The sequence below is a fragment of the Streptomyces sp. NPDC058469 genome, assembly GCF_042721125.1.
Taxonomy (GTDB): Bacteria; Actinomycetota; Actinomycetes; order Streptomycetales; family Streptomycetaceae; genus Streptomyces.
Genome location: NZ_JBHXME010000132.1, coordinates 8,408 through 31,612 on the forward strand (window position 1 = coordinate 8,408; position 23,205 = coordinate 31,612).

General features: G+C 70.8%; 17 protein-coding genes. 11 read left to right on the plus strand and 6 right to left on the minus strand.

The window, feature by feature from the left end:
* The first annotated feature begins 332 nt into the window (after nucleotides 1–332).
* Entirely contained in the window at nucleotides 333–3,608 is a 3,276-nt protein-coding gene (locus ACFWP5_RS38875) for a lectin (RefSeq protein ID WP_384167982.1), read from the plus strand.
* Between the two features lie 18 nt (nucleotides 3,609–3,626).
* Here ACFWP5_RS38875 and ACFWP5_RS38880 read toward each other — a convergent pair whose 3' ends face one another.
* The 4 genes from ACFWP5_RS38880 to ACFWP5_RS38895 all read right to left on the minus strand — a co-directional run bounded on the left by ACFWP5_RS38880 (nucleotide 3,627) and on the right by ACFWP5_RS38895 (nucleotide 7,228).
* Nucleotides 3,627–3,878, minus strand: a complete 252-nt coding sequence (locus ACFWP5_RS38880) for a Smr/MutS family protein (RefSeq protein WP_384167985.1) — start codon at nucleotides 3,876–3,878, stop codon at nucleotides 3,627–3,629.
* A 67-nt stretch (nucleotides 3,879–3,945) separates the two neighbouring features.
* A complete protein-coding gene (locus ACFWP5_RS38885) occupies nucleotides 3,946–4,995 on the minus strand; it encodes a TolB-like translocation protein (RefSeq protein ID WP_384167988.1) in 1,050 nt (349 codons plus the stop codon).
* Nucleotides 4,992–6,353 carry an MFS transporter gene (locus ACFWP5_RS38890; protein WP_384167991.1) on the minus strand — a complete coding sequence of 454 codons (1,362 nt, stop codon included), beginning with the start codon at nucleotides 6,351–6,353 and terminating at the stop codon, nucleotides 4,992–4,994. Before ACFWP5_RS38890 ends, ACFWP5_RS38885 begins: the two co-directional genes overlap by 4 nt.
* A gap of 26 nt (nucleotides 6,354–6,379) precedes the next feature.
* Nucleotides 6,380–7,228 (minus strand): glycosyltransferase, encoded by an 849-nt coding sequence (locus ACFWP5_RS38895; protein ID WP_384167994.1) that lies wholly within the window; start codon nucleotides 7,226–7,228, stop codon nucleotides 6,380–6,382.
* A gap of 283 nt (nucleotides 7,229–7,511) precedes the next feature.
* On the opposite strand from ACFWP5_RS38895, the gene ACFWP5_RS38900 reads away from it, so the two are divergent.
* The 8 genes from ACFWP5_RS38900 to ACFWP5_RS38935 all read left to right on the plus strand — a co-directional run bounded on the left by ACFWP5_RS38900 (nucleotide 7,512) and on the right by ACFWP5_RS38935 (nucleotide 18,776).
* Nucleotides 7,512–8,951, plus strand: coding sequence for an exopolysaccharide biosynthesis polyprenyl glycosylphosphotransferase (locus ACFWP5_RS38900; RefSeq protein WP_384167997.1), 1,440 nt, complete (start codon nucleotides 7,512–7,514; stop codon nucleotides 8,949–8,951).
* 23 nt (nucleotides 8,952–8,974) lie between these two features.
* Nucleotides 8,975–10,030, plus strand: coding sequence for a Gfo/Idh/MocA family protein (locus ACFWP5_RS38905; protein WP_384168000.1), 1,056 nt, complete (start codon nucleotides 8,975–8,977; stop codon nucleotides 10,028–10,030).
* 29 nt (nucleotides 10,031–10,059) lie between these two features.
* A complete protein-coding gene (locus tag ACFWP5_RS38910; RefSeq protein WP_384168003.1) occupies nucleotides 10,060–11,046 on the plus strand; it encodes an SDR family NAD(P)-dependent oxidoreductase in 987 nt (328 codons plus the stop codon).
* A complete protein-coding gene (locus ACFWP5_RS38915) occupies nucleotides 11,043–12,182 on the plus strand; it encodes a DegT/DnrJ/EryC1/StrS family aminotransferase (protein ID WP_384168006.1) in 1,140 nt (379 codons plus the stop codon). Before ACFWP5_RS38910 ends, ACFWP5_RS38915 begins: the two co-directional genes overlap by 4 nt.
* A complete protein-coding gene (locus tag ACFWP5_RS38920; protein WP_384168009.1) occupies nucleotides 12,179–12,868 on the plus strand; it encodes an acetyltransferase in 690 nt (229 codons plus the stop codon). The genes ACFWP5_RS38915 and ACFWP5_RS38920 overlap by 4 nt, the downstream gene beginning before the upstream one ends.
* Nucleotides 12,865–13,983: a DegT/DnrJ/EryC1/StrS family aminotransferase gene (locus tag ACFWP5_RS38925; RefSeq protein ID WP_384168012.1), complete on the plus strand. Its 1,119-nt coding sequence runs from the start codon at nucleotides 12,865–12,867 to the stop codon at nucleotides 13,981–13,983. Before ACFWP5_RS38920 ends, ACFWP5_RS38925 begins: the two co-directional genes overlap by 4 nt.
* Nucleotides 13,984–14,056: 73 nt before the next feature.
* Complete coding sequence (locus tag ACFWP5_RS38930; RefSeq protein WP_384168015.1) at nucleotides 14,057–17,665, plus strand: DUF4082 domain-containing protein; 3,609 nt, start codon at nucleotides 14,057–14,059, stop codon at nucleotides 17,663–17,665.
* A 64-nt stretch (nucleotides 17,666–17,729) separates the two neighbouring features.
* Nucleotides 17,730–18,776 carry a glycosyltransferase family 2 protein gene (locus ACFWP5_RS38935; RefSeq protein WP_384168018.1) on the plus strand — a complete coding sequence of 349 codons (1,047 nt, stop codon included), beginning with the start codon at nucleotides 17,730–17,732 and terminating at the stop codon, nucleotides 18,774–18,776.
* Nucleotides 18,777–18,793: 17 nt separating this feature from the next.
* Here the strand turns inward: ACFWP5_RS38935 and ACFWP5_RS38940 are convergent, their stop codons facing one another.
* Entirely contained in the window at nucleotides 18,794–19,459 is a 666-nt protein-coding gene (locus ACFWP5_RS38940) for a hypothetical protein (RefSeq protein ID WP_384168021.1), read from the minus strand.
* Between the two features lie 71 nt (nucleotides 19,460–19,530).
* On the opposite strand from ACFWP5_RS38940, the gene ACFWP5_RS38945 reads away from it, so the two are divergent.
* A complete protein-coding gene (locus tag ACFWP5_RS38945) occupies nucleotides 19,531–21,561 on the plus strand; it encodes an O-antigen ligase family protein (RefSeq protein ID WP_384168024.1) in 2,031 nt (676 codons plus the stop codon).
* Nucleotides 21,558–22,469 carry a glycosyltransferase family 2 protein gene (locus tag ACFWP5_RS38950; RefSeq protein ID WP_384168027.1) on the plus strand — a complete coding sequence of 304 codons (912 nt, stop codon included), beginning with the start codon at nucleotides 21,558–21,560 and terminating at the stop codon, nucleotides 22,467–22,469. The genes ACFWP5_RS38945 and ACFWP5_RS38950 overlap by 4 nt, the downstream gene beginning before the upstream one ends.
* Before the next feature lie 3 nt (nucleotides 22,470–22,472).
* Here the strand turns inward: ACFWP5_RS38950 and ACFWP5_RS38955 are convergent.
* Nucleotides 22,473–23,205 (minus strand): glycosyltransferase family 2 protein (locus ACFWP5_RS38955; protein WP_384168030.1); only part of this gene is annotated, 733 nt, incomplete at its 5' end.

A 23,205-nucleotide genomic window follows, 5' to 3' on the forward strand; every position in this document is an offset into this window, starting at 1 on the left:
CCGCGCGACCACGGCACCCGGCCCCGGTGCGCCCCCGCCAACCCCCGCCCGCCCGAGAACTTCGGCCCCAGAAACTCCCGCTCGCCTCGTTGACACACCATCAGCACACGCGTTTCACTCGTCACTCGTGCATTGGCAACGTTGTCAGGCCGTGGGAGCGACCAGGAAGTGTTGCCTGTTGCCGGCGTTCCGGTGTTCTCCGGTGCGCCGCCACCTGATCTGCGAAGCACGAACCGCTGCGGAGGCGACCGATGGTGAGACCCCGACGTTCAGCCGTGCCACGTGACCGCAACAGATTCCGTCAACGCCTCGCCGTGGTCTGCGTGTTGGGCATGACCGCCCTTCCGCTCACGGCGATCGGCAGCGCCCATGCCGCGAGCACCGCGACGCCGGTGCTCGTGACGGACCCCGCGTCCCTCGTCAACCCCCTCATCGGCACCTCCGGTGCGGTCGACACCTTCCCCGGCCCGGACATGCCGGCCGGCATGGTGCAGTGGGGTCCCGACACGACGCCCAACCGTCCTGAGGGCGGCGGCTACGAGTACGGCGACAACAAGCTCTCCGGCTTCAGCCTCACCCACGTCTCGGGACCCGGCTGCTCCGTCGCGGGCGACCTGCCGATCCTGCCGGTGACCGGCTCACTGTCGGGCGACCTCGGCAGCACGTCCGTCGGCTTCAGTCACGCCGACGAGCAGGCCGGTATCGGGCGTTACAAGGTCACCGACGCGAACGGCGTCAAGACCGAGCTGACCGACACCACCCGCGCAGGGCTCGGCACGTTCACCTTCCCGACGGGTCAACAGGCCAACCTGCTCTTCAAGTTGAGCGGCGGCGCCACACAGGTGGACGGGACCCGCGTCCAGGTGGTCAACAACAAGGAGATCAGCGGCGCGATCGACAGCGGTCACTTCTGCGGCGCGAGCAACAGGTACACGCTGCACTTCGACATCAAGTTCGACCAGCCGTTCACCGCGAGCGGTACCTGGGTCGGCGGCACCATCAACCCCGACGCGAAGTCGCTGAAGGCCGGCAAGGTCCAACTCGCCCCGCAGGCGCCCGAGTCCGCGCCGCTGAAGGAGAAGCACTTCACCGTCCCGGCGAAGCCGGCCCCGACGATCCACGCGAGCGGTGCCAAAGCGAAAGCCAAGGCCGCCCAGCCTCCCACGACCGGTGCCAACGGCATGTACCTCACCTTCGACACCTCCGCGAACCCCACGGTGAGCGCGAAGGTCGGCGTCTCGTACACGAGTGACACGGGCGCGGCGAACAACCTCGCCACCGAGATCAAGAACTGGAACGTCGGCGCCGTGGAACAGGCCAACCACGACGCCTGGAACGCCGTACTGAACAAGATCCAGGTGGGCGGCGGATCCTCCGACCAGCAGACGCAGTTCTACACCGCGCTCTACCACGCACTGCTGCACCCGAACGTCTTCTCCGACGACAACGGCCAGTACATGGGCATGGACAACCAGGTCCACAACCTGGCCAAGGGGCAGAAGGCCCAGTACGCCAACTACTCGGGCTGGGACACCTACCGTTCCCAGACCCAGCTGATGGCGATGGTAGAACCCAAGGTCACCGCCGACGTCGTCACGTCGATGCTCAACGGCTACGACCAGACAGGCCTGTTGCCCAAGTGGGCCTCGAACAACGGCGAGAGCTATGTGATGGTCGGTGACCCGGCCGCCGGCATCATCGCCGACGCGTACGCCTTCGGCGCGACGGGCTTCGACACCGACAAGGCACTCGCCGCCCTGCAGCACGAGGCGACCGTCCCCAACAACGACCGCCCCGGCGAGTCCGTGCGGGACGCGAAGGGCTACCTCCCGCTGGACGAGAACGACTACGGCTGCTGCAACTTCTACGGCCCGGTCTCCACGCAACTGGAGTACGACTCCGCCGACTACGCCATCGCCGCCTTCGCGAAGTCGCTGGGCAAGACGTCCGTCTACGAGAAGTTCGCCACCCGCGCCCAGGACTGGATGAACGTCTTCAACCCGCAGACGGGCTACATGCAGGGCAAGAACAAGGACGGCCAGTTCGCCGGCGGCTTCACCCCCGGCACCTCCAACGGCTTCGTCGAGGGCACCTCCGCGCAGTACACGCCGATGGTCCCGTTCAACCTGCAGCAGCTCATCCAGGCACGCGGCGGCGACAAGGCGTACTCGTCCTACCTGGACAGCCTGCTCGACGACATCACCGCCCCCGGCAACACCGACGCCGACCTGAGCAACGAGCCCAGCGTCGAGATCCCCTGGGAGTACGACTACACGGGCCAGCCCTGGAAGACGCAGGCGGCCGTCCGTGAGGCGCAGCAGAAGCTGTACTTCAACGCCCCGGTCGGCTCGTTCGGCAACGACGACCTCGGCGCGATGAGCTCCTGGTACGTCTGGTCCGAGCTCGGCATGTACCCGGAGACCCCGGGCACGGACACCCTGGCCCTCGGCAGCCCGGCGTTCCCGGCGGCCAAGGTGACCTTCGGCAGCGGAAAGACGGTGCGGATCAACGCACCGCAGGCCGCGCCCGACGCGCCGTACGTGCAGTCGCTCGACGTCAAGGGGCAGGCGTGGAACGCCTCTTGGCTGACGTACCAGAAGTTCCAGGGCTCGGGCACCCTCGACTTCACGCTCGGCACGCAGCCCAACACGTCCTGGGCGTCCGGTCCTTCGGCGGCGCCGCCGTCGGACACCACGGGCGGCGGCCGGGTGCTGGCCGCGAGCGGTCCCTCCAACGGCCTGGTGCTCCAGCCGGGTTCGGCCGGTGACGGCACGCTCGACCTGACCAACCTCGGCAGTGCGGCCGTCACGGTCGACTGGAAGGCGACGGCTCCCTCCGGCGTCACGCCGGCCCCGGCGTCCGGCTCGCTGACGGTGCCCGCTTCGGGCAGCGCCGAGGCGAAGGTCCAGGTGACGGCGGGCGCGGACGAGGGGCTGTTCCCGGTCACGTTCGCGCTGACCGACCACACCTCCGGTGCGGCGCTGGCCGGTGCGACCCTCCGGGTGGCCGTGGCCAAGGCCGGTGCGCTGTGGCCGTACAACACGAACGAGGGCATCTATCCCGACGGTGCCACCTTCTCGGGCGGCTTCGACGGCGGCGGTTGGGCCTTCTCGCAGAACGCGCTGGCGTCGGCCGGCGTCACGAGCGGCTTGCCCCTCACGGTCGACGGCGTCAACTACACCTGGCCGACGGTGACTTCAGGCCAGCTGGACAACCTGGAGATGGCGGGCCAGACCATCTCGATGCCGGCCGGCACCTCGGGTGCGTCGCTGGGTCTGCTGGGCACGGCGACCAACGCGCCGACCGACGGCAGCGGGGTCTCGGGCACGGTGACCGTCACCTACACCGACGGCACCACCTCACAGGGGACGGTCGCCTTCCCGGACTGGACCCTCAACGGCGGTTCCAGCAAGCCGCTTCCGGGTGACACGACGGCCGCCACGACGGCCTACCGGAACACCGGGAGCGGGGGCCGGGACAGCGTGAAGACCTACGTCTTCGCCGCGAAGGTCGCGCTCGATTCGTCCAAGCAGGTCGCCTCGATCACGCTGCCGGTGACGGGTTCGACGGGCACCGACCACCTGTTCTCGTACGGCTTCGGCCAATAGCCAATAGCCAATAGCGAGTCAGCGAAGGTGGACCAGGATCCGGCCGGCGTTGGTCGGATCCTGTTCCACGCGGGCGTAGAGCTTCCTGATGTGCTTCTGTGCCAGCACGGCCAGGACCCGTTTCTTCAACTGCCCCGTCCCCTTGCCCGGGATGATCTGGACGGTGTCGACCCCGGTGGCGGCGGCCTTGAACAGGGTCTGGCGCAGGGCCACGTCGATGTCGCGATCGCTGCGGAAGACGGGGTGCAGATCCAGGGTGATCAGGGCCATCGCCTCCGAGGGTCTCGTCGTAGGGTCGCAGCGTATGTGATGCCCCTGACTGCCGTCCCGCGCCCGTCTACAGCGGCGCGGGCGAAGAGGCGTCCGCGATCAGCAGGCGCGGTCTGCCCTTGCCGTTCGCGGGCACGCTCCACAGGTCGGTGCTGCCGATCCTGCCGTTGGTGGGGAGCGCGTAGGCGACGGTGTCGTTGTCGAGCCAGGTGGCCTGGTCGTCGACGCTGTGGTGTTCGGCGAGTGCCGTCTCGTGCAGGGTGCTCAGGTCGAGGACGTACTCGTGCCAGAGATCCGTACGGGACAGGATCCGCTTCTTGAAGGCGATGCGGGTCCCGTCGGGGGAGAGCGAGGGGCATTCCACGTTCTGGATCAGGGTGGTGACCGTACGGCGGGAGAGGGAACCCCGGACCAGGTAGGTCTTGTTGGCGGTGTTGAGGGTGGCGTAGAAGGTGTCGTCGTCGGAGGCGAAGGTGACGCCCCAGAAGTTGACGTCCGAGGCGTGGTACGGCTTGCCGTCCAGGACGATGGAGAACGTCTCCAGGCTGGGGGTCAGCCGCATGGTGCGGGTGTCCAGGACCGAGGTGCGGGTGGAGAAGAACGCGGACGAGTAGGACTCGCCGGAGACGAAGACGGTCCAGGCGACGAACCGGCCGCTGGGCGAGACCCGGGCCCGGCTGGGCGTGCCCGCGAGCGGGAAGGTGCGCCGGGTGTGGAGGTCGGCGTCCAGGAGCAGGGCACGGTTGCTCTGCCGCAGGACGCCGGGGGCGGACTGGAGACAGATGCCCGTGCCGGCCGCCGCGTAGAAGCGCACGCATTTCAGGTCGGAGGCGGTTCGTCCGCCGCCGGGGTCGGTGGACGGGACCGAGGCGACCGCGGTGCGGTGCGGGCCGGCGGCCGCGTTGAGGAAGGTCAGGCGGCGTTTCTGGTCGAGCGTCAGCTTGCCCGCGCTGACGGCGGGGTCGCCCGAGTGGGGTCGGTTCGCCCGGTCCGCGCGGGCGGAGGCGTGCAGGATCACGGCCGTTCCCAGGCCGGTGAGCAGCAGGACCGCCGTGACGAGGATGAGCAGGCGGCGGCGGAGCGGTGGCATCTGGTTCCCCGTGGCTGTGGTGGTCATGAGCGGGTCCCGCCGGTCGGTCGTAGCACCATGCCCGCGACGGTCGCGCAGCACAGCAGGCCGGCCGCCGCGCCGGCGAGTGCGGGGCCGTCTCCCCACACGGTCCAGGCGGCGCCGAAGGCCAGCGAGCAGCAGAACCGGGCCAGGGCCTGGCTGGTGCCGACGATGGCGAGACCGCTGGCGCGCAGTTGTCCGGGCACGATGTCGGCGAGGGCGGCCGGGAGCACGCCGTCGGTGGCCGCGTAGAACGTGCCGTGCAGGGCGAGCACCAGCGGGGGCAGGACCGGCGTGGCCGGGGCCCACAGCAGGAGGGCGTAGCCCAGGAGCAGGGCCGCGTGCCCGGCCAGGAACACGGTGCGTCGCCCGATCCGGTCGGCCAGCGCGCCGACGGGCATCGCGAGCAGCAGGAACACGACGGCGGTGCCCAGCGGCAGGAGCGTGAACCACTGCTCGCCGATCCCCGCGCGCCGTTGCAGGAGCAGGTAGACGAAGGCGTCGCTGACGGTGGTCAGGCCGAGCAGCGCGGCGCAGCCGGCGAGCGCCCGCAGCCGCGGCAGGCGCAGCAGGGCCAGCGCTTCGCGCAGGTGGACGGGGGGTCCGGTGTCCGCCGTAGCAGCCCCGTCCGTCGCACCTGCCCCATCCGGCGGCGCGCCCCCGTCGTCGGGTTCGTCGTGGTGCCGCTGCCGGCCGGTGTTCTCGGTGGGTCCGTCCGCCCGCGCGGCCCGTTGTCCGCCGGGTACGAACAGGACCAGGACGAGCACGCCGAGGGCGGCGACGCACGCGCTCACGCCGAACACGGCGTCGTAGCCGTCGGTGGCCGCGCGCAGGATGAAGAAGGCCGCCAGCGGGCCGAGCATCGCGCCGGTGGTGTCCATCGCCCGGTGCACGCCGAAGGCCCGGCCCTGGTTCTCGGGCGGAGTGGACAGGGAGATCATCGCGTCGCGCGGTGCGGTGCGCAGCCCCTTGCCGGTCCGTTCCAGGGCGAGGACGGTGCCGAGTGTGCCGACACTGCCCGCGAGCAGGAGCAGCGGTTTGCACAGCGCGGACAGGCCGTAGCCGAGGCCGGCTATCAGCTTGTGGTTGCGTACCCGGTCGGCGAGGTGGCCGCCGACGAGCTGGACCAGTGCGCTGACGCCGTTGTAGACGCCGTCGAGGGCGCCGAATCCCAGCGGGCTGAAGCCGAGGGTGGTGACGAGGTAGAGCGGCAGGACGGCGGTGACCATCTCCGAGGAGATGTCGGTGATCAGGCTGACCGTGCCCAGCACGAACACGACCGGGGCGGCCCTGGAGCGCAGGCCGCGTCTTCGGCGCCGTCCGGTGTCCGCTCTCGGCGGTGTGGAGCGGTCGGTGAGATACATGATCGAGGACTCCAGGTGCGGTGCGGTCAGTTCTGCCGACTGCTCTCGTCCCGTAGCCAGGTGCCGAAGTCCTGTGCCCGGATGGCCTTTTCGGCCTTTCTCCGGGCGACGAGCGCGGCCGCGACGAAGACGACGACCCCCGGGAACAGCCTCGGCTCCCGGCGGAGCACGGCGAGCAGATCCGCTGTGCCGGTGCGCGCCGAGGCCTCCGGTGGCTTCTGCTGCTGTTCGACCTGGGCGGTGGAGACCGCGGCCCGGACCCGCCGCTTGACCAAGTCCGGCCAGGTGCGCGGCGGGTGGACCACGACACGGGCCGTGCCGACCACGAGCCGCTCCTCGGGGGCGAACGCCAGGGAGGCGGCGAGATCGTCCGCCATCAGCGGCGGCAGGGTCGCGATCCGGCCGTGTCCGGCCTTGGAGACCGCGATGACGCCCCGGCCGAACAGCCCCTCGCGTACGGCGGGAAGCCGCTGCCACACCCGGTAGTAGGCGCGTACCCGCCACGCGCAGCCGGCCAGCGGGATCCGCCGTTCGGGGGCGGTGGCGAGGATGCCCGAGGTGTCGTCGTCCAGGGGCGCGGTCAGGGCCCGTACGTCGGCGCCGGCGATCACGACGTCGGCGTCCACGTAGAGGCGGGGGAAGCCGCGCGCGTGGTCGTCCCCCGTCCGCAGGGCGGTGTGTTTGGAGGGGGTGGGGATCTCCACCACCCGTACCCGCGGGCCGCGTTCGGCCGCGATCCGCGCGGTGTCGTCCGTACAGCCGTTGCATACGACCACGATGTCGGTCTCGTCCTCGGAGGAACCGGCCAACAACGAGTCGAGGAGCCGGCCGATGACTCGTGCCTCGTTGTGGGCCGGTATCACAATGCTCGTCACCCGGTGCAGTATGCCGCCGGTGTCTCTATTGCGATGTGTGTTTCGTCCAAGTGTTCCCGTGACTGCGTTCGGTGGTCTAGATTGAGGCCCGCCGCACCGGTTTGGGTGGGGAAAATGTTCCTGACTGCCCGTCAGGACGCGGCACAGTGCAACAGATGCGAAACAGGCAGTGACCAACAGGCGGGGTGCGCAGGGCGGTTGGGGAACCGCTGGAGCTCCCTCGTTTTTCTGCAGTGCCGTCGTGTGGAGAGCACATCGGTAACCGCGCATGTGGTGGGGGGCCATGACCATTGAGGTCACGCATGAGCCGCTGGTTGTGGAACAGAGAAGTCCGGAAGTACGGCGAAGACGCTGGGAACAGAAGTACCGGATGGTCCTGCTGGTCGCGGACAGCTTCGCCGCTGTCGCCGCGGCCTTCGTGATCCACGCGGCGTACGGCCGCTGGACGGTGGCCCTGGTGCTGCCCCCGACGTGGATCGTGGCCATGCTCGTCCACCGCTCCTACGACCGCAGCGCGCTGGGCCTGGGCACCGAGGAGTACCGACGGGTGCTGCGCGGAGCTGTCGCACTGCCGGCGCTGGCCGTGGCCGCGTACTGGCTGTTCACGCGCGATTCGGGCCTCCTGCATGACATGACCATGGCCGCGGTGCCCGCCGTCGCGATCGCTCTGCCCGCCCGGTACGCACTGCGCCGCAGGCTGCACAGGCGATGGGCACGCGGCCGGGACGGCAGCGCGACACTCCTGGTCGGGCCCGCGCGCGGCGTCGTGGAACTGACCACGGTGCTGCGCCGCGGCGGCCCGCAGGAACTGCACGCCGCCGGAGTCTGCCTGAGCGATCCGGAGAACGCCGCGGAGATACGCAAGCTGGGGCTCCCCGTCTTCGGCGGCGTCGGCAACATGAACGACGTCATCCAGGCCATGGGCATCGGTACCGTGGTGGCGCTCCCGGCGCCCGAGTTCGACGCGTCCGTCCTGCGCCGGATGTCCTGGACGGCGGCCGCGCAGGGCATCGACTTCCTGGTGGCCCCCGTCCTGGCCGACGTGTCCGCCGCCCGGCTCGCGGTACGGCCAAACAACGGGGTGCCGCTGGTCCGCGTACAGGCCCCGAACCTCTCCCGGCTCTCCCGGCTGCCCAAGGAGATCCTGGACCGGTCGCTCGCGGTGCTGCTGCTCGTGCTCCTCGCCCTGCCGATGCTGCTGATCGCCCTCGTCGTCCGGCTGGACAGCTCCGGCCCGGTGCTGTTCCGGCAGCAGCGGGTGGGCCGCTACGGCGACCACTTCACCATGCTGAAGTTCCGCACGATGCGGCCCGACTCGGAGACCCTCCGGGCGGAGCTGGAGCACCTCAACCAGAACAGCGACGGCGTGCTGTTCAAGGTCAAACAGGACCCGCGGATCACCCGGATCGGCTCCGTGCTGCGCCGCTGTTCGGTCGACGAACTGCCCCAGCTGATCAACGTGATCAGCGGCCGCATGTCGCTCGTCGGCCCCCGCCCGCCCCTGCCGCAAGAGGTGGAGGAGTACCCGCCGGAGGTCAAGCGGCGGCTGCTCGTGAAACCCGGACTCACCGGACTGTGGCAGGTCAGCGGACGCTCGGACCTGCCGTGGGAGGAAGCCGTGCGGCTCGATCTCGCATACGTGGACAACTGGTCGACGAGCCTCGACCTGTCCATCCTGGCGCGCACCGCCTCGGCCGTGGTGCGCGGGACGGGGGCCTACTGATGGACCAAGGGGAGAGAGACCAAGTGACGCACACCACTGAGCCGTTGGGGGTCGCGGTCGTCGGGGCCGGCTACTGGGGTCCCAACCTCGTCCGCAACTTCCAGGCCGGGGAGCGGTTCCGGCTGCGCTGGCTGTGCGACCTCGACGTGGACCGCGCCCAGCGGGTCCTCGGCGGCTACTCGACGGTCCAGGCCACCGCGGACTACGCGGCCGTCCTCGCCGACCCACAGGTCCACGCCGTCGCCGTGGCCACGCCCGCCGGAACCCACCTCGACATCGCCCTGGCCGCCCTGCGCGCCGGCAAGCACGTCCTCGTGGAGAAGCCCCTTGCCGCGACGTACGCCGACGGGCTGCGCCTGGTGACCGAGGCGGAGGAGCGCGGGCTCACCCTGATGTGCGACCACACCTACTGCTACACCCCCGCGGTGGGCCACATCCGCGGACTGGTCCGCTCCGGCGAACTCGGCGAGATCCACTTCGTCGACTCGGTCCGCATCAACCTCGGGCTCGTCCAGAAGGACATCGACGTGATGTGGGACCTGGCCCCGCACGACCTGTCGATCCTGGACTTCATCCTCCCCGACACCGTCGAACCGGTCGCCGTCGCCGCCCACGGCGCCGACCCCATCGGCGCCGGCCAGGCCTGCGTGGCCTATCTGACGCTCCAGCTCAACACGGGAGCCATCGCCCACGTCCACGTCAACTGGCTCTCCCCGACCAAGGTGCGCACCACCATGGTCGGCGGCGCCAAACGCACGCTGGTCTGGGACGACCTCAACCCCCTTCAGCGCGTGGCGGTCTACGACCGTGGAGTGGACCTGGCCGCGCCCCAGGAGATCGGCGCGGACGAGCGCCGGGACATGCTCGTCTCGTACCGCTCCGGGGACATGGTCGCGCCCGCGATCGGCGAGAAGGAGGCGCTGCGCAGCATGGTCGACGAGTTCGCCGCCGCGATCGACGAGGGCCGGGCGCCGCTGACCGACGGCCGGGCGGGCCTGCGGGTGCTGGACATTCTGGAGGCGGCGTCCCGGAGCCTGGAGTTCCGGGGTGCGGTCGTCGGCCTGCGGGCCGGGCGTTGACGGTTCAATCCACTGAGGGGGAAGCGCAGTTGAGCAGCGTACGTGGCAAGAAGATCCTGGTCACCGGGGGAGCGGGCACCATCGGCTCCAACCTCGTCGACCTCCTGGCCGAGGGCGGCGCCCGCGAGATCGTGGTGCTGGACAACTTCGTGCGCGGACGGCGGGCCAACCTCGCCCGGGCCCTGCCCAGCGGCCTGGTGGAGGTCGTCGAGGGCGACATCCGGGACGCCGACACCGTACGGAAGGCCACCGAGGGCGCCGACCTGGTGTTCCACCTCGCCGCGATCCGCATCACCCAGTGCGCGCAGGAACCCCGCCTGGCCAACGAGGTCATGGTCGACGGCACCTTCAACGTCCTGGAGGCGGCGGCCGAGGCCGGCGTCGGCAAGGTGATCGCCTCCTCCTCGGCGTCCGTCTACGGCATGGCCGAGACGTTCCCGACGACCGAGCGCCACCACCCGTACAACAACGACACGTTCTACGGCGCGGCCAAGGCCTTCAACGAGGGCATGCTGCGCAGCTTCCACGCCATGTACGGACTGGACTACGTGGCGCTGCGCTACTTCAACGTCTACGGCCCCCGGATGGACATTCACGGCCTCTACACCGAGGTGCTCATCCGCTGGATGGAACGCATCGAGGCGGGCGAGCCCCCGCTGATCCTCGGCGACGGCACCCAGACCATGGACTTCGTCGACGTGCGGGACATCGCCAGGGCCAACGTGCTGGCAGCCGAGTCGGATCTCACCGACGAGGTGTTCAACGTCGCCAGCGGCACGGAGACCTCGCTGCGCGAACTCGCCGACGGCCTGCTGGAGGCGATGGGCGCCCCGGGTCTGGAGCCGGAGCACGGGCCCGCCCGCGCGGTCAACGGCGTGGTCCGGCGCCTCGCGGACACCACGGGGGCCGCCGAGCGGCTCGGCTTCACGGCCCGGATCGACCTGCGCACGGGACTGCGGGACCTGGTGGACTGGTGGCGTGCCGAGCGCGCCGCGGACGCGGAGGCGGCGAAGTGAGCACCGACCGCATCCCGGTGATGATCCCGTGGCTCGGCGAGGAGGAGGCGAGGGCCGCCTCCGACGCGGTGCTGTCGGGCTGGGTCGCCCAGGGACCCCGGGTCGCCGCCTTCGAGAAGGCCTTCGCCGAACGCGTGGGCGCCGAGCACGGCATCGCCGTCAGCTCCTGCACCACCGCCCTGCACCTGTCGCTCGTCGCGCTCGGCCTCGGGCCCGGCGACGAGGTCGTGGTGCCCTCGCTGTCGTTCATCGCCACCGCCAACGCCGTGCGCTACGTCGGGGCCGAGCCGGTGTTCGCCGACGTCGAGCCCGACACCGGCAACCTGACCACGGCCACCGTGGACGCCGTCCGAACTCCCCGTACGAAGGCGGTACTTGTCGTCCACCAGGGCGGTGTTCCGGCCGATGTGCACACCCTGCGCGCCGCCTGCGCCGACTGGGACCTTCCCCTGGTGGAGGACGCGGCCTGCGCCATCGGCTCGACCGTCGGCGGCAAGCCGGTGGGACACGGCGCGCTGATCGCCGCCTGGTCCTTCCACCCGCGCAAGGTCGTCACCACCGGCGAGGGCGGCATGATCACCACCGACGACGCCCAGTGGGCGGCACGGCTGCGCCGGCTGCGCGAGCACGGGATGAACGCCTCGGCGGCGGAGCGTCACGCGAGCAACAAGCCGGTCCTGGAGCAGTACTTGGAGGTCGGCTACAACTACCGGATGACGGACGTCCAGGCCGCGATCGGGCTCGTCCAGCTCGGCAAACTCGACGCGATGATCGTCCGCCGCCGCGAACTGGCCGCCCGATACGGTGAGTTGCTGCGCGATGTCCCCGGCCTCACCCCCGTCGCCGATCCCGCGCACGGGCAGAGCAACTTCCAGTCCTACTGGGTGCAGTTGGCCGAGGACTTCCCCGTGGGCCGGGACGACCTGCTCGCCGCGCTCGCCGAGGCCGGCGTCTCCGCCCGGCGCGGCATCATGGCCTCGCACCTCGAACCCGCCTACGAGGACCACCCGCGCGCGCCGCTGCCGGTCACCGAGCGGATCAGCCGCGACTCGCTGATCCTGCCGCTGTTCCACACGATGACCGAGGACCAGCAGGACCGCGTCGTGGCGGCGCTCGGCGAACAGGCCCGAAGATGAACGGACTTGTCGTCGTCGGCGCGGGCGGATTCGCCCGGGAGACCGCACAGGCCGCGGCGGACGCGGGGGAGTTCAGGGTGCTCGGGCACCTCGACGACAACCCCGCCCTGCACGGCACCGAGGTGGACGGCGTACCCGTCCTCGGCGGCTGCGACCTCGTCCACGACCTGCCCGAGGCGAGCGTGGTGATCTGCGTGGGCAACCCGAGGGACTACGCGGCCCGCGCCCGCCTCGTCCGCCGCCTCGCCCTTCCCGCGGACCGCTACGCCACCGTGGTCCACCCGACGGCGTCGGTGTCGAGGACGTCCACGGTCGGCCCCGGTTCGGTCCTGCTCGCGCACTGCGTCCTGACCGCCGCCGTCCATGTGGGCGCGCATGTCGCGGTGATGCCGCACGTCGTCCTCACCCACGACGACGTGGTCGAGGACTGCGCCACGCTCGCGTCCGGGGTCCGCCTGGGGGGCGGAGCACGGCTGGAGCGGGGCGCCTACGTGGGATCCGGGGCCCTGGTCAGGGAGGGCACGACGGTCGGCGCCTGGTCGCTGATCGGGATGGGGTCCGCCGTGCTCGGCGACGTACCGCCGGGCGAGGTCTGGGTGGGGAGCCCGGCCCGGCGACTGCGTGAGGCGCCCGCGCCCGCGCTCGACGAACTGTTGACGCAACAACTGGGGGGACCAGTCGTATGAGCCAGATTCCGCTGGTGGATCTCAAGGCGGCGCACGCCGAGGTCGCCGACGACGTACGGGCCGGATTCGAGCGGGTGTTGGCGAACACCGCGTTCATCGGCGGCGACGAGGTGGGGGCCTTCGAGCGCGAGTACGCGGAGTTCGGCGGTGTCGCGCACTGCGTGGGCGTCGCCAACGGCACCGACGCCGTCGAACTCGCCCTGCGCGCGAGCGGAGTCGGGCCCGGCGACGAGGTCGTGATCCCCGCCAACACCTTCATCGCCACCGCGGGCGCGGTGGCCAGAATCGGCGCGCGGCCCGTCCTCGCGGACTGCCTGCCCGACACGTATCTCCTCGACCCGCAGGCCGCGTTGAAGGCGGTCGGCCCGGCCACCCGCGCGGTGGTGCCGGTGCACCTGTACGGGCAGATGGCCGACGTGACCGAGCTGAGGGCTCAACTCCCCGACCACGTACGGATCGTGGAGGACGCCGCACAGTGCCAGGGCGCGACCCGTGACGGCAGGACCCCGGGCAGCGGCGGCATCGCGGCCACCAGCTTCTACCCGGGGAAGAACCTCGGCGCCTACGGCGACGCGGGCGCGGTGCTGACCGACGACGGGGAACGCGCCGACCTGGTACGGGCGATCGCGAACCACGGCGGTGTCGCCAAGTACCGCCACGACGTGCCCGGGTTCAACAGCCGCCTCGACGGCCTCCAGGCCGTCGTCCTGCGGGCGAAGCTGGCACGGCTCGCGGACGGCAACGCGGCCCGGCGGACGGCCGCCGCCCGCTACGGCACACTCCTCGCCGAACTGGCCGACGCCGGACGGGTCGTCCTCCCGACGACGGCTGCCGGCGGCGTCCACGTCTGGCACCTGTACGTCGTCCAGGTCGCGGGAGCGGACCGCGACGACGTCGTGGGCAAGCTCAACGCCGAGGGCATCGGCGCCGGGGTGCACTACCCCGCCCCGGTCCATCTCACCGAGGCCTACCGCCATCTCGGCCACGTCCGGGGCGACTTCCCGCACGCCGAGAGGGCGGCCGACCGGATCCTGTCGCTTCCGCTCCACCCGCAGATCACCCCCGACCAGCAGCGGCGAGTCGTGGACGCGTTCACCGACGCGCTCGGCCGCTGACCGGTCCCCGGAGTTTCAGCAACACGACCCGCCCCCAGGGGTCGGTCCAGCACAGCACCGCTGAGAGGTAGACATGAAAAGATGGAGCAGACGGCTCCGGGGCGGCCGCCTCGCCGTCATAGCAGCCTTGATACTGGCGGTGCTCCCGCTGGCCGGGTCCGCCCAGGCGGTGTCCGATCCCTGCGGATCGGGCTCCAATCCCGTCGTCTGCGAGAACTCCAAGACGGGCAGCCCGATGTCCGACTGGTTCTCGCCCAACGCCTACGGTGACATCAAGGGCTTCTCCACCAAGGAGAGCGTCCAGGCCGGTGACACCGTCCAGTTCAAGGTCCAGTCGAAGTCCTCGTACAACGTCCAGATCTACCGGCTGGGCTGGTACGGCGGCGACGGCGCGCGCCAGATGTCGACCGCGGCCCAGGCGGCGGTGACCTATCCCGCCAACTACACGACCGCGCCCGCCAGTTGCACCACCAAGAACACCGGCCTGGTCGACTGCGGCAGCTGGCCCGTGACCGCGAGCTGGACCGTTCCCAGCGACGCCGTGTCCGGGCTGTACATCGCGAACCTCACGCAGACGGACGGCGACGGCCTGATGCCGTACCCGTTCGTCGTCCGCAAGGACTCCAGCACCTCCGACATCGTCGTGCAGACCAGCGACCAGACCTGGCAGGCCTACAACGACTACGGCGGCCAGGACCTCTACGGAGGCCTCGGTCCCGCGCCCGACGGCCGCGCCTACGAGGTCAGCTACAACCGGCCGTTGGACATCGGCGGCGACAACGGCATCTACGGCTCCGAGTACATGATGCTGTCCTGGCTGGAGCGCAACGGCTACGACGTCAGCTACACGTCCGGCGTGGACGTGTCGGGGTCGGGCGGCGCCGCCCTGCTGGAGAAACACAAGGTGTACCTGTCCTCCGGGCACGACGAGTACTGGACGCAGAGCCAGTACTCCAACGTTCTGGCGGCCAGAAAAGCGGGCGTCCGACAGGCCTTCTTCAGCGGCAACGAGGTGTTCTGGAAGACCCGGCTCGCCCCGAGCATCGACGGCACGAACACCGCCGACCGCACCCTGGTCTGCTACAAGATGACCAAGATGGCGCAGTCCAACGGCATCGCCGACCCCAGCGGCAGCTGGACCGGCACCTGGATGGACCCGGCCAGCACCAACTACGGGCAGGCCTACCAGCCGCCGAACATCCTCACCGGCTCCATGTTCACGGTGAACGGCTATCGCAGCGACGCCATCACGGTCCCGGGGTCGTACGGCAAGAACCGGTTGTGGCGGGGCACGTCCATCGCGAACCTCACGTCGAGCCAGACCGCGACCTTCCCGACCGGCACCCTCGGCTACGAGTGGGACAGCGACATCAGCAACGGCACCAGACCCGCCGGCGCGATCGACCTGTCGTCCACGACGGTGGACATCGAGGACGCCAAGCTCCGGATGGACTGGGGCAACGTCTACGGCAACGGCACCGCGACGCACAACCTCGTCGAGTTCCGCGACCAGGACTCCGGCGCCCTGGTGTTCGGGGCGGGGACCGTGCAGTGGTCGTGGGGTCTGACCAACATCCCCACGTACAGTCCCGACGACACGGTGGTCACCGAGGACGCCCGCATGCAGCAGGCGACGGCGAACATCCTCGCCGACATGGGCGTCCAGCCGCTGACCCGGCAGAGCAACCTCGTCGCCGCGACGGCCTCCACCGACACCACCGGCCCGGCGATCACGGTGACGAGCCCGGCCTCCGGGGTCACCGTCCCGGCGCTGAGGCCGGTCACCATCACCGGCACCGCCGCCGACTCCGGCGGGGGCGTGGTGGCCCGCGTCGAGGTGTCCACGGACGGCGGCACCACCTGGAACGCCGCCACCGGTCTGACGTCCTGGAGCTACAGCTGGACGCCGACGACCCCGGGCGCGGAGTCCGTCAAGGTCCGCGCGGTGGACGACAGCGTCAACATGGGCGCCGTCACCACCGTCCCGGTGACCGTCGGCCCCCAGGCCTGCCCGTGCTCGATCTGGCCGGCCTCGGCCGTGCCCGGCACCGTCAACGCGGGCGACGGCAGCTCGCTGGAGCTCGGCGTCAAGCTCCGTACCACGGTGGCCGGTTCGATCACCGGCGTCCGCTTCTACAAGTCGCCCGCCAACACCGGCGCCCACACCGGCAGCCTGTGGAGCGCCTCCGGCACCCGCCTGGCCACCGGTACCTTCACCAACGAGACGGCCTCCGGCTGGCAGCAGCTCAACTTCGCCACCCCGGTCACCGTCAAGGCCAACACCACCTATGTCGCCTCGTACTTCGCCCCCAACGGCGGCTACTCCTACGACGGCGGCGCCTTCACCGACAGCCCGGCCGGCCTGGCCCCGCTCACCGCGCTCCAGTCCGGCACCGACGGCGGCAACGGCGTCTACCACTACGGTTCGACGAGCGCCTTCCCGTCCTCGGCGTCCTCGGGCAGCAACTACTGGGTCGACGTGGTGCTGGACACCTCGACGGCCAGCACGACCCCGCCGACGGTGAGTTCGACCTCCCCGACGTCCGGGGCGACCGGCGTGTCGATCACGGCACCCGTGTCGGCGACCTTCAGCTCGGCCGTGGACGCCGACGGTCTGACGTTCACCGTGAAGGACCCGGACGGCACCACCGTCCCGGGCGCCGTGACGCTCCCCGCGTCGAACAAGGCGACCTTCACCCCGTCGACGGAGCTGGAGCTCAACACCACGTACACCGCCTCCGTACAGGCCTCCGACCTGTGGGGCAACGTCATGGCGGCCCCGGTGACGTGGACCTTCCACACCAGTCCCACGCCGCCCGCGGTCACCTGCCCCTGCACCCTGTGGAACTCCTCCACCGTGCCGGCCACGACCGACGTCACCGGCGACGCCAACTCCCTTGAGCTGGGCACCCGGTTCAAGTCCTCGGCGGGCGGCTGGATCACCGGCGTCACCTTCTACAAGGGCACCGGCAACACGGGCACCCACACGGGCAGCCTCTGGTCCAACGACGGCACGCTGCTGGCGTCGGGCACCTTCACCAACGAGACGGCCACCGGCTGGCAGACGCTGACGTTCGCCACCCCGGTGGCGATCACGGCGGACACGTCGTACGTCGTCTCCTACCACGCGCCAGGCGGCAACTACGCGGTGGACGGCGGCTACTTCGCCGCGGCCCACCAGTCCTATCCGCTGACCGCGACCGCCGACACCACGACGGCGCACAACGGTCTCTACCGCTACGGCTCCGACGTCGCCTTCCCCAACGGCTCCTACGGATCGGCGAACTACTGGGTCGGCCCCGTCTTCACCGCCGACGACCCGAGCGCGTCCCTGGCGACGGAGACAGCCGCCTCGGAGGTGACCGCGTCCTCGCTGACGCACACCGCCGACGCGGCCGGTGCCCTCGTCACGACACTGCCGAGCAGCACCAAGCTGTCGACGGTGAAGGCGGCCGTGACCATCCTGCCGGGCGCCGAGGCGGCGGCCGCCAGGAAGACGCACGTCACCGCCGTCGTCTCCTACGACCGGGCCACCCACAAGGTGTCCGTCCACCTGTCCGCCCCGCTGCCGGACGGCACGCGGTTCACGATCACGGTCACGGCCAAGGACAAGAGCCGCCACACGGTGAAGTCCCACAGCTGGACCCTGACCAGCAAGACCGTCCGCAAGAAGAAGAACTAGCACCCACCGTTGGTGGCCCCCACCTGAACTCGGGGGCCACCACCGGGGATTGGCCTTCCCACCGATGAGCACCGTCAGTGTTGTGATCCCCTGCTACAAGTACGGCCATTTCCTCGCCGACTGCGTGAGCAGCGTCCTGGACGAGCAGGACGGCGTTGACGTCCGGGTCCTCATCATCGACGACGCCTCGCCCGACGACTCGGCGGAGACCGCGCACAAGCTGGCCGCCGCCGACCCGCGGATCGAGGTCCTCGTCCACGAGACCAACAAGGGCCACATCGCCACCTACAACGAAGGCCTGCTGGAGTGGGCCGACGGCGACTACGTGGCCCTCCTGTCCGCCGACGACCGGCTGGTCCCGGGTGCGCTGGTCCGCGCCGCCGCACTCCTGGACGCCCGTCCCGAGGCCGGGTTCGCCTACGGGCGTCCCCTGCGCTTCCAGCACGGCGGACCGCTGCCGACGGCCCGGACACGGAGCACCGGCTCGGTCGTCTACCCCGGGCAGTGGTGGCTGGAGCGCCGCTTCCGTGAGGGCACCGGCTGCATCACCTCACCGGAAGTCGTCGTCCGCACCGGCCTCCAGCGCACGGTCGGCGGCTACGACCCGGCCCTTCCCCACGCCGGCGACATCGAGATGTGGATGCGGCTCGCCGCCCACGCCGACGTCGGTTATGTACGCGGTGCCGACCAGGCCTTCTACCGCGTCCACGGCAAGAACATGTCCACGACCGACTTCGGCGGCCAGCTCGACGACCTTCGTCAACGCCTGGTGGCCTTCGACTCGGTGCTCGTCAAATGCGCCGACCGGCTGCCGCAGGCCGAGCACCTCGCCCACGAGGTCCACACCCGGCTGGCCCGCTTCGCGCTGCGCCGGGCCTACCGGGCCTACGACCGGGGCCGCACGGAGGTCGTTCCGGTCGACGAGTGCGTGGCGTTCGCCGAGGAGTGCCTGCCTCAGTACGCGACGCTGCCCGAGTACCGCGCCCTGCGGCTGCGGCGGCGGATCGGCCCGAAGGCGATGCCGTATCTGCAGCCGCTGGTGTGGTCGGCCGTGTTCGAGCGCGGGCGGGAGCAGCTGTGGTGGGAGTCGTGGAAGCGCCGCGGTATCTGATGAACCGTCAGTTCGACTCAGCCGGCCGCGGGAACCGGCCCGGTGTGCCGGTGGTGTCCCGCGGCGGACTTCCGGCTACGGCGCATCAGGTACCGGTCGAGCCACAGCGCCCCGAGCACGCCCCCGGCCGCACCCAGCAGGGCCACGCCCGCCAGGCCCCGGCTCTTGTCCCCCTGCACTTCCGCGGCGCTCGGGGAGACCAGCACGGAAGCGGTGATCCGCGATCCGGCGGGGACCCTCTGAGCCGTCTGCAGCTGCTCGACGTGCCTGGTGTAGACGTCGATGATGCGGCTCACCGCCGTCGTGGCCCCGTCGGGATCGGACGCCTGCGACTGCACCTGCAGGGAGGGGATCAGATAGCGGGGCGTGGCGCTGGTGCCGCTGTTGCGGGGGACGAGGTGGTAGGTCCCGTGCACGCCCGCCGCGCTCAACTCCCTGGTCCCGGCGGGGGATTGCAGCTGCTGGATGACGCCGTAGGAGACGACGGCCAGCGGCGGCTGGAGATTGGTGTACTGGTTGGGCTGGTTCTGCGTCACCGGCGGCTTGAGGACGACCACCGCGGAGCCGACGTACTGCGGGACGGGGCGCACCACTTGATACGCGCCGGCCGCCGTCAGCAGCAGCGCGACCACCAGCACGTACCAGCGGCGGAGCAGCGCGTCGGCGACGTTCCCGGGCGACATACGAGTTCCTTCCGTCGCCCCCGATACTGGCAGGACGCTCGGCGGGACGCCAGCGAATGGAGGGATGGTTCGTGAGCCTTGGTGAGATATGGGCCATTCTGCGCCGGCGTTGGTACTTCATGGTGCCCTTCACCGTGCTCAGCCTGCTCGGCGGCGCCTATCTGTACGCGACCGTCCCCGTCTCCTACCAGTCGCAGAGCTCGGTCGGACTGCTGGACTCCTCCGCGGTCGCCCGGCTTGCCCCCACCTTCGGCAACCCCATCTCGAACGCGGGCGGATCACTGATCGTCACGGCCGACGTGCTGATCAGGACCCTCGAATCGGGCGACGCCGCCAAGGAGTTGCGCGGCCGGGGCGTCACGGATCCGTACACGGCCGGCTTCGCACCGGCGAGTGAGAGCCCGCTGCTCGTGCTGAGCGTCACCGGCACCGACCGCGCGAAGGTCCTCCAGGAGACCAACACCCTGACCACCTTCGCCGGTGAGCAGCTCAACGCCCTGCAGGCCGCCGCCAAGGTCCCGCCCGCCTACACCGTGCAGACGGCGCGCGTCGTCCTGCCGCAGACCCCGGTGGCGAAGTCGAAGAGCCGCTACCAGGACATCGCGGCCGTGGTCATCCTGGGCGTCGTCAGCGCGTTCCTGCTGTCGATCCTGATGGAGGGCGTCGCGGTGGTCCGCCGCCGACGGCGCCTCGTCAAGAGCGTCGCCCGGCGACCGCGGAAGGCCCGGACCGCGCACCGGGAGCGGGCGGGTGCGCTGAACCGGCGGGTCGACGCCACCGCGATCCTCACCGTCTATCTGGTGCTCGCCTTCTTCATCCCCTCCAACCTGGCCCTGCCCGCGCTCGGCGGAGTCGGCACCCCGGCCAACGTCTTCGCCCTGCTCGGTCTGTTGTGGTACCTCGCCACCTGGCTCGGCGGCCGTATCCTCCCCGCGCCGGGCACCCGGCTCGCGCGGGTCGCGATGTGCGTGCTCGGAACGGCCGTCCTCGCGGCGTACGTCGCGGACGCGATGCGCCAGAGCTCGCACCAGGAGGTTCTCGGGGCCGACCGCGGGCTCATCGGCTTCCTGGTGTGGGTGTCGCTGGTCGTTCTGACCTCGGCGGGCATGCAGGAACGCGACCGGCTGGACGTCCTGATGCGCCGGATGGTCGTGATGGGCTCCGTCGTCGCCGCGATCGGCTTCTACGACTTCTTCGCGGCCACCAACATCGCCGACTCCATCCACATCCCCGGCCTCCAGACCAGCGTGGCCCAGGTGACCGCCATGGACCGCGGCTCCTTCACCCGGCCCCGGTCCACCACCGCCCAACCGCTGGAGTTCGGCGGCATGTTGGCGATCCTGCTGCCCTTCGCGATCCAGCAGGCCCTCGATCCGGTACGCCGCCACCTCCGCGCGTGGCGGCGCTGGGGGCCAGTGCTGCTCATGGCCGGAGCACTGCCGTTGACGGTGTCGCGGACCTCGATCATCGGCATCCTGCTGGTCGCCCTGGTGATGGTGCCGCGCTGGAAGCCGGCCCGGCGCTGGACCGCGATCGGCGTGATGACGGCCTCCGCGGCCGGCTTCAAGGTGCTCATCCCCGGACTCATCGGCACGATCACAGCCCTGTTCGCGTCGTTCCTGTCCAACTCCGACAGCAGCACGCAGGCCCGCACCGTCAAGTACAGCGCGATCGTGCCCTATCTGAAGGAACACCCGCTGTTCGGACGGGGCTTCGGCACCTTCACGCCGGACCTGTACTTCTTCACGGACAACCAGTACATGCTGACCGCGGCCGAGATGGGCGTGCTCGGGATCGTCGCCCTGTTCACCCTCTTCATCACCGGCATCCACCACGGCGGCGCCGTCCGGCGGCTGGCCCGCACCGAGTCCGACCGCGAACTGGGGCAGGCGTTCTTCGCCTCCTCCCTGGTCGCCCTGGTCATCAGCGCCACCTTCGACTCGCTCAGCTTCCCCATGTTCGCCGGCATGTTCTTCCTGCTGCTGGGGGCGGGAGGCAGCTACCTGGGCTTCGTCCGGCGCGAGGCGATGGCTGCCGTCGCCGTCCCGGCCGTCCGTGACACCCCCGAAGCCTCGCTCCGTCAACTCGTGGAGTCCCGATGAGCCCCGTCGCCGTCATCGCCGTCACCTGGAACAGCGCCTCGGTGCTCCCCGGGTTCCTGGCCACGCTCCCGGACGGCATGGCCGGCCTCGACTGGCGGCTCGTCGTCGCCGACAACGACTCCGCGGACGACACCATCGAGGTGCTGCGCGAGCTGGCCCCCGACGCCACGGTCGTCCGGACGGGGCGCAACGCCGGGTACGCCGCGGGCGTCAACGCGGCGCTGGCCGCGGCGGGGGAGTGGGACGGCGGATACGAGGCCGTCCTGGTCTGCAACCCCGACATCCGGATGCGGCAGGGCTGCGCCAAGCGGCTCGTCGACGGACTCGGCGACGGAGCGGGGATCGCCGTCCCCCTCCTGTACGAGGACGGCCGGGACGCGCCCCTTCACTCGCTGCGACGCGAGTCGACCGTGCTCCGGGCGTTCGGTGAGGCCGTGATCGGCAACCGCCGGGCGGGACGCTTCCCGTACCTGAGCGAACTCGTCACCGACCCCGCCGCGTACGAGCGGCCCACGCGCGCGGACTGGGCGACCGGCGCGCTCATGGCCGTATCGGCGAACTGCCTTGCCGCGTGCGGTCCTTGGGACGAGTCCTTCTTCCTCTACTCAGAGGAGACCGAATACTGCCTGCGGGCAAGGGACTTGGGCCACGCCACCCGGTTGGAGCCGACGGCCGAGGCCGTTCACCTCGGCGGTGACTCCCAGGTGTCGCCCCGGCTCTGGACCCTGCTCACGCTCAACCGCGTGCGCCTGTACGGGCGGCGCCACGGGGCGCTCGCGACCGCCTGCTTCCGCGGTGCCGTGCTGCTGCGCGAGACGTCCAGGGCCGTCCTCGGGCGCAAGGCCAGCCGGGCCGCGGCCGCCGCGCTGCTCAGGCCGGGCGCGCTGCGGACCGTCCCGGGACCGTGACGCTCAGCCGCTCCACGTCGTGAAGAAGCTCTCCGGGTTCACCAGGTACCGCACGGTGGCGTACGGAACGTGCCGCACGCCGTGCCTGCGGCTGTACCGGTAGACCAGCTCCCAGTCCTCACGCGGAAGCACCTTCGGCGTGCGCCGCAGCCGGCTGAAGCGCAGCGTCCCGTCGCGTCGCGCGACGAACGCGTTGGTGTCCAGGAATGCCTCCCGGGCGGCCAGGCGGCGGTCGAACGGCACGGACAGGACGTCCCGTTCGGTCCCGTCGGGCAGGACGCGGCGCAACGCCGTGTACACACCGTCGGGCCCGCCGGAGGACTCCAGCACCTCCAACGCGCGTTCCAGGTGGTCGCCTTCCCACAGGTTGTCGTCGTCGAGGAAGGCCACGTACCGCGAGCGGGTGAGGCGGATGCCGACATTGCGCACGACACCGGCCACACCGGTGTTGCGCGCCAGCGAGACGGCGAACAGCCGTGGATCGTCCGGGAGTTCGGGGAGACCGGCGCCGTCGTCGACCACGATGACGACCTGGTCGCGAACCGTCTGCGCCAGGGCCGAGCGGACGGCCGCCCGGAGTTCGTCGGGGCGGCGATGCGTGGCGATGACCGTGGCGACGAGGGCCTCGGGGATCGTGGTCGTGGCCGAGAGACGGCGGGTCTCGGCGCTTTCGAGGTGGCGGAGCCGTAGCGCGGAGGGGGCCAGGAGGACCTTGTTGCGGAGCTCGAAGAGGACG

What these genes read in the sequence shown, in the direction of transcription:
- ACFWP5_RS38880 (WP_384167985.1), bottom strand. Translation starts at nt 3,878, where the DNA reads ATGGCCCTGATCACCCTGGATCTGCACCCCGTCTTCCGCAGCGATCGC.
- ACFWP5_RS38930 (WP_384168015.1), top strand. Translation starts at nt 14,057, where the DNA reads ATGAAAAGATGGAGCAGACGGCTCCGGGGCGGCCGCCTCGCCGTCATA.
- ACFWP5_RS38925 (WP_384168012.1), top strand. Translation starts at nt 12,865, where the DNA reads ATGAGCCAGATTCCGCTGGTGGATCTCAAGGCGGCGCACGCCGAGGTC.
- ACFWP5_RS38885 (WP_384167988.1), bottom strand. Translation starts at nt 4,995, where the DNA reads ATGACCACCACAGCCACGGGGAACCAGATGCCACCGCTCCGCCGCCGC.
- ACFWP5_RS38875 (WP_384167982.1), top strand. Translation starts at nt 333, where the DNA reads ATGACCGCCCTTCCGCTCACGGCGATCGGCAGCGCCCATGCCGCGAGC.
- ACFWP5_RS38900 (WP_384167997.1), top strand. Translation starts at nt 7,512, where the DNA reads ATGACCATTGAGGTCACGCATGAGCCGCTGGTTGTGGAACAGAGAAGT.
- ACFWP5_RS38950 (WP_384168027.1), top strand. Translation starts at nt 21,558, where the DNA reads ATGAGCCCCGTCGCCGTCATCGCCGTCACCTGGAACAGCGCCTCGGTG.
- ACFWP5_RS38940 (WP_384168021.1), bottom strand. Translation starts at nt 19,459, where the DNA reads ATGTCGCCCGGGAACGTCGCCGACGCGCTGCTCCGCCGCTGGTACGTG.
- ACFWP5_RS38890 (WP_384167991.1), bottom strand. Translation starts at nt 6,353, where the DNA reads ATGTATCTCACCGACCGCTCCACACCGCCGAGAGCGGACACCGGACGG.
- ACFWP5_RS38920 (WP_384168009.1), top strand. Translation starts at nt 12,179, where the DNA reads ATGAACGGACTTGTCGTCGTCGGCGCGGGCGGATTCGCCCGGGAGACC.
- ACFWP5_RS38935 (WP_384168018.1), top strand. Translation starts at nt 17,730, where the DNA reads ATGAGCACCGTCAGTGTTGTGATCCCCTGCTACAAGTACGGCCATTTC.